This is a genomic window from Actinomadura sp. WAC 06369 (genome assembly GCF_003947565.1).
GTDB classification, from domain to species: Bacteria; Actinomycetota; Actinomycetes; order Streptosporangiales; family Streptosporangiaceae; genus Spirillospora; species Spirillospora rifamycini.
On sequence record NZ_QHJN01000289.1, the window covers coordinates 1 to 5437 of the forward strand.

Here is a 5437-nt window from a genome sequence, read left to right on the forward strand (position 1 = left end):
GCACGAGCGCGCCCACCACCACGCGCTGCCGCAGGAACCGGTACGAACCGGGCGCGGTGCCGGGCCGGTCGAGGAGGAGCGCCCCCTCGCCCGCCCGCAGCCGCGCCAGCGTCCCGGCGGGCAGCAGCGGGTCGAACACCATCCCGTCGGGCACGGTGCCGTGGCACCGGATCCCGTCCCGTCCCATGCGTCCTCCCGCCCCGGCGGCGTCCAGGGCGGGATCGCATCATGCGCGGGTGTGCACCCGGGCAACGGCCGGTGAAGCCCGTCCGTCCACAGGGTGTGGACACGCCCGGACGGCGGTCAGTCGGCGATCGTGATGCCGAGGGCGGCGGCGAGGGACGGCAGCACGCTGCGGGCGTCGGACGGCGCCAGCACCGCGCCGTCGAGGCTCTCCACGCCCGCGACGTCCCACAGGTCGCAGCCGGTGAAGCGGGCGCCGGTCAGCGTGGCGCCGTCGAACCGGGCGCCCGCCATCCGGCAGTCCTCGAACCGGACGCCCGGCAGGTCGGCGCCCTGGAAGTTCGCCTCCCGCAGGTCGCAGTCCCGGAACACGACGTTCTTGAACCTGCTGAACCGGTAGTCGCTGAGGTCGGCGCGGCACTCCTCGAACAGGACGTCCCGGAAGCCGCAGTCCGTCCACGACGTGCCGGTCAGCCGCGAGCGGACCAACCGCGCGCTGAACGCCCGGGAGTCGAACAGCCGCAGGTTCGCGAGGTCGCAGCCGGTGAGCGCGACGTCCGCGAAGCCCGCGCGCCGCAGCGTCCCGGCGGCCAGCCGCGTGTCGGTGAACCGGCACCGCTCGAAGTCGACCCCCTCGACGTCGTGCCCCACGAGGTCGACCGCGCCCCAGGCGAGCGCGATGTAGGTGCGGTCGTCCCGCAGCTCGTCGTTCAGGGGGTCGGCGGGGGCGAGGGACGCCGGGATCCGGGGTGCCTTCGGTTCCTTCGGCACGGTGGTACGCGACGGCATGGCCGCGACCCTACCCGCCGCCGCGCCGCCCGGTACCCGATGTACAGCACGGCGACCGCGGCCAGGAGGGGGACGCCCGCGAGCCCCGAGGCGGCGCGGACGCGGTCGAGGGCCGCACCCGACGCGCGTCCGGCCAGCAGCAGCCCGCAGCCCCAGCACGCGGCCGCCGCCAGGTTGGCGGGCGCGAACACCCGGTAGGGGACGGACGCGTCCGCCGCCATCCGCGGGAACACCGTCCGCAGGCCCCCGGTGCAGTGCGCGGCGAACGCCGCGGCCCGCGGCCGCGCCCCGATCCGCTCCGCCGCGGACGCGTAGCGGGACCCGAGGAGGCGCGGCACGAGGCGGGTGACGCGGCCGGCGGCCAGGCCCCGGCGCCCGCGCGCGTAGCCGTAGTGGGCGCCCGCGGCGGTGGCGAGCACGACCGTCCCGCACACGGCCGCGAAGGACCGGCCGCCGTGGGCGGGGTGGGTGAGGAACCCGGCGGTCAGGACGGTCGCCGCGCCCGGCAGCAGCAGGCCGGCGAGCAGCCCCGACTCGGCCGCGAGCAGCAGCGCCAGCACGGCGAGCAGCGCCGGGAGGGGGAGCTCGGCGAGGCGGTCGAGGAGGCCGGTGATGGGCGCGGCTCCTTCCGGAGGGGCGTACCCGAGCGTACGGCGCGCCGCACCTCCCGCGCCCGCATTGGCCGGTACCGGGCGGGACGCGGGTGCGGCGCGGGCGGTGCGCCCAAGATGAAGGCATGCGGCGACGGGGGTTGGTGTGGTGCGGGGCGGCCGTCCTGTTCGCGGGCCTCGCCGTGCTCTTCGGACTGGACGCGCCGCCCTCCCTGGGCGAGCAGGCCGACCGGTGGGGCAGCGTCACCGGCGCGTCCGCGGGCGTCTTCTCCGCCGTCATGGCGTTCCTCGCCTGGCGGCAGAGCCGGCCCGCCCCGGAGGATCCTGCGGTACTGCTGGACCGGGCGCTCGACCAGCTCACCGAGGCCGTCGACCGGCAGTGGCGGGACGAGGCCGCCACCCGCAGGATCGGCGACAACGACCGGCTGCTGACGCTGCGCTGGACGGTGCGCGGCCCGGCCCCGTCGTCCACCGCGTCCGACGTCCGCTACCTGCGCGGGCCCGACCACGTCGTGGCCGCCTACCGCGCGACCGGCACCCGGCGGCTCGTCCTCCTCGGCGGCGTCGGCAGCGGCAAGTCCGCCCTGGCCGTGCTGCTGACCCGCGGGCTCGCCGCCGAGCGCGCCGCGGCGCGGGCGGCGGGCGCGGCCGACCCGGGGCCGGCACCGGTGTACTTCTCGATCGCGTCCTGGAACCCGGAGGTGGACGGGCTGCGCACCTGGCTGGCGCGGCGCCTCGCCGACGACTACCCGTTCCTGCGCGGCCGCGACCTGGGCAAGGACGTCCCGGCGCGGCTCGTGCGCGGGCGCCGCCTGGTGCTCGTCCTGGACGGGTTCGACGAGATCCAGCCGGAGCGGCGCGCCCGCGCCCTGCAGAAGATCGAGGAGGCGGACCTCACCGACCTGGTCCTCACCTGCCGCCCCGGCGAGTACGAGGAGGCGAGGACGGCGAGCGGCGCGACCGTGGCGGGCGCCGCGCACGCCGCGATCGAGCCCCTCACCGTGCACGACCTGGACCTCGACTTCTTCGCCCACGGCTACGCCCCCGCGCAGGCGCAGCGCTGGGTGCCCGTCCTGGAACGCGTCCGCGCCCGGCCGCGGGGGCGGCTCGCGCAGGCCCTGCGGAGGCCGCTGACCGCGGCGCTCGCCCGCGACATCTACCGGGACCCCGCCCGGGACCCGGCCGAGCTGATCCGCCCGAACGCGTTCCCGACCGTCGAGGCGATCGAGCGGTACCTCGTCCGGGAGCTGGTCCCCGCGCTGTTCCGGCCGCCCCCGGACGGCGGGGACGGCCGCTGGGACGCCGAGCGGGCGGAGCGCTGGCTGCGCCTCCTCGCCCGCGAACTCCCCTCCCCGGACCGGCAGATCTCCTGGTGGGAGCTGTCGCGGCTGGCGCGGACCGCGGACCGGGCGCTGTCGGCGGTGTTCAGCGCGGCCGTCATCGGTCCCGCGCTCGGCCTCGGCTTCGGACTGCTGTGGGGGCCGTGGGCGGGGCTGGCCATCGGCGCCGCGGGCGCGCTCCTGATGGCGTTCGCGGCGGCCCGGACGCTGCCCCCGCCCTCGGGCCTGTACCTGGGGCGGATCCGGAAGCTGTGGGCGCCGCTGATGGGCGGGCTGGAGGTCGGCGCCGTCGCGGTCGTGGTCTGCAGCATCCGGGAGGGCCTCGCGTTCGGCGTCCCCGCCGGCCTGTTCCTCGGCATCCCGGTCGGGTTCGTCTACGCGTGGGCCGCGCCGGACGCGACCGTCCGCCCGGTCACGCCCCGCCTGCTGCTGTACCAGGACATCCGGGTCGCGGCCGTCTTCGGGCTGACCTACGGCGTCACCACCGGCGGCGTGGTCGGGTACGCCGTCGACCCGCTGTACGGGGCGGCGTTCGGCCTGTTCTGCGGGCTGTCGGGCGCCTTCTTCTACGGGCCGGTGTGGCTGCTGGCGTTCCGGGTCGACAACGTCGGCGTCATCGCGTGGACGCACTACACCTTCGCGCGGCTCGTCCTCGTCCCGCGCGGGCGGCTGCCCTGGCGCACCCTGGCGTTCCTGGAGGAGGCGCACCGGCGGGGCGCGTTGCGGCAGGCCGGGGCGGTGTACGAGTTCCGCCACCGCGACGTCGCGGAGGCCCTGGCGGCCGGCGACGGACCGGCGTCCCCGGCCTAGCGCCCGAGCGGGCGGCGCGCCCGGTAGACCACGGCGGGCGGCACGTTGGCCCACACGACCGGACTGACGGACACGTCCGCGAAGGTGTCCGCCAGCAGGGCCGCCAGCCGCCGCGCGGCCGGGACCCGCAGCGCGTGGACGTAGGCGTACGTGGTGAAGCACCCGCCGTCGGACAGCGCGTCCCGGACGGCCCGCATGGTCGCGCGCTGCCGCTCGTCCGGCAGCACCGCCCACGGGAGGGAGCTGACGACCGCGTCCGCGCGCCCGTCCGCGACCGCCGCGCCGAGGTCGGCGGCGTCCGCGCACACGACCTCGACGTCCGGCCACCGCGCCGCCACGAGCCGGGCGAGCCGCGGGTTGATCTCCACCGCGACGTGCCGCGCGGGGCGCCGCCGCCGGATCCGCGCCGTGACGGCGCCCGTCCCCGGTCCGAGCTCGACGACGGTGCCGCCCGCGGGCACGGCGCCCGCGAGGACGTCCGCGAGCCTGCGGCCGCTGGGCGCGACGGCCCCGGTCCGCACGGGGTTCCGGACGAACTCGCGCAGCAGGACGACGGTCTCCGGCAGGTCTCTCATGCGCCCGAGTCTCGCGGGGATCCCGCCGCCGCGATAGGTCCGCCGGGTGAGGACGGCGGTACGCGGCGGCGGTGCGCGGCGGCGGTGCGCGGCGGCGGTGCGCGGCGGCCGTGCGGGGGCCGGGTTCCGTCCGTCCGCATCAGCGTTTTCGGCCGTGCCGCAGGTGGGAGGAAGGCGGTGCGCTGTGCCATGGTGCCGCCTTGGGCGCCGTTCGGGAGGTATGCGTGGGCGACTGGCGGGTCTCCGGGTTCACCGAGGTGATGGAGCTCGGTCGCGGCGGGCAGGGGCGCGTGGTGCTGGCCAGGCACGCGACCGCGGGCACCCCGGTCGCGATCAAGTACGTGGCGGCGGCGGACCGGGAGCCGCTGCGGCACGAGGCGCGGATGCTCGGGACGGTCGACAGCCCGCACGTGGCGCGGCTGTACCGGCTGGTGGAGAGCGACGAGGGCGTCGCGCTGGTCATGGAGGCGGTCGAGGGCGTCACGCTGCGGGAGGTGCTGGCCCGGCACGGGGAGCTGGCGCCGGAGGCGGCGCTCGCCGTGCTGAAGGGGTCGCTGCTGGGCCTCGCGGCGGCGCACGCGGTCGGCGTGGTGCACCGCGACTACAAGCCGTCGAACGTGATGGTCCCGGCGGACGGGCGCAGCAAGCTGATCGACTTCGGGGTGGCGGTGGCGGCCGGGGCCGCGTCGGCGTCGGGCACGCCCGCGTACATGGCGCCCGAGCAGTGGCGCGGCGAGGCGGTGTCGCCCGCGACGGACGTGTACGCGGCGACGTGCGTGTTCTTCGAGTGCGTGACGGGGCGGCGCCCGTTCGCGGGCGCGGGCGGGCACCTGTCGGAGGAGCCGCCGGCCGAGGACGTCGCCGAGCCGCTGCGCCCGCTGGTCGCGGCGGGGCTCGCCAAGGACGCGGCCGGACGGCCGGTGAGCGCGTCGGCGTTCGTCGGGGAGCTGGAGCGGGTCGCGGGCGAGGCGTACGGGGACGGCTGGGAGGACCGGGGCGTGCGCGTCCTGGCCGGTGCGGCGGTCGCGCTCGCGTCGCTGTTCCCGCTGGCGGCCGCCGGGCTCGGGGCGGGCGGCGCGGTCGCGGGCGGCGGCGCGGTCGCGGGCGGCGGCGCGGCCGGTGCGGCCGG

The 5437-nt window shown here is 77.9% G+C and carries 6 protein-coding genes; 2 read left to right on the top strand and 4 right to left on the bottom strand.

The window, feature by feature from the left end; genetic code table 11:
• The 3 genes from DMH08_RS38255 to DMH08_RS38265 all read right to left on the bottom strand — a co-directional run.
• On the bottom strand, positions 1-187 hold a 187-nt coding region (locus tag DMH08_RS38255; RefSeq protein ID WP_148108652.1), incomplete at its 3' end, for a hypothetical protein.
• A 116-nt stretch (positions 188-303) separates the two neighbouring features.
• Complete coding sequence (locus DMH08_RS38260) at positions 304-972, bottom strand: pentapeptide repeat-containing protein (RefSeq protein WP_026402865.1); 669 nt, start codon at positions 970-972, stop codon at positions 304-306.
• Positions 894-1532: a hypothetical protein gene (locus DMH08_RS38265; protein WP_125621120.1), complete on the bottom strand. Its 639-nt coding sequence runs from the start codon at positions 1530-1532 to the stop codon at positions 894-896. The genes DMH08_RS38260 and DMH08_RS38265 overlap by 79 nt, the downstream gene beginning before the upstream one ends.
• A gap of 176 nt (positions 1533-1708) precedes the next feature.
• Between DMH08_RS38265 and DMH08_RS38270 the strand changes: the two genes are divergently transcribed.
• Positions 1709-3733 (top strand): hypothetical protein, encoded by a 2025-nt coding sequence (locus DMH08_RS38270; protein WP_125621122.1) that lies wholly within the window; start codon positions 1709-1711, stop codon positions 3731-3733.
• On the opposite strand, the gene DMH08_RS38275 is transcribed toward DMH08_RS38270, so the two are convergent.
• On the bottom strand, positions 3730-4308 hold the full coding sequence (locus tag DMH08_RS38275) for a class I SAM-dependent methyltransferase (RefSeq protein ID WP_125621124.1): 579 nt from the start codon (positions 4306-4308) through the stop codon (positions 3730-3732). The two genes, DMH08_RS38270 and DMH08_RS38275, sit on opposite strands and share 4 nt — an antisense overlap.
• A 224-nt stretch (positions 4309-4532) precedes the next feature.
• Here DMH08_RS38275 and DMH08_RS38280 point away from each other — a divergent pair.
• Positions 4533-5437 (top strand): serine/threonine-protein kinase (locus DMH08_RS38280; protein WP_148108653.1); only part of this gene is annotated, 905 nt, incomplete at its 3' end.

Excerpts from the sequence above, each read along its gene's own strand:
- DMH08_RS38260 (WP_026402865.1), bottom strand. The coding sequence starts at position 972 with ATGCCGTCGCGTACCACCGTGCCGAAGGAACCGAAGGCACCCCGGATC.
- DMH08_RS38270 (WP_125621122.1), top strand. The coding sequence starts at position 1,709 with ATGCGGCGACGGGGGTTGGTGTGGTGCGGGGCGGCCGTCCTGTTCGCG.
- DMH08_RS38275 (WP_125621124.1), bottom strand. The coding sequence starts at position 4,308 with ATGAGAGACCTGCCGGAGACCGTCGTCCTGCTGCGCGAGTTCGTCCGG.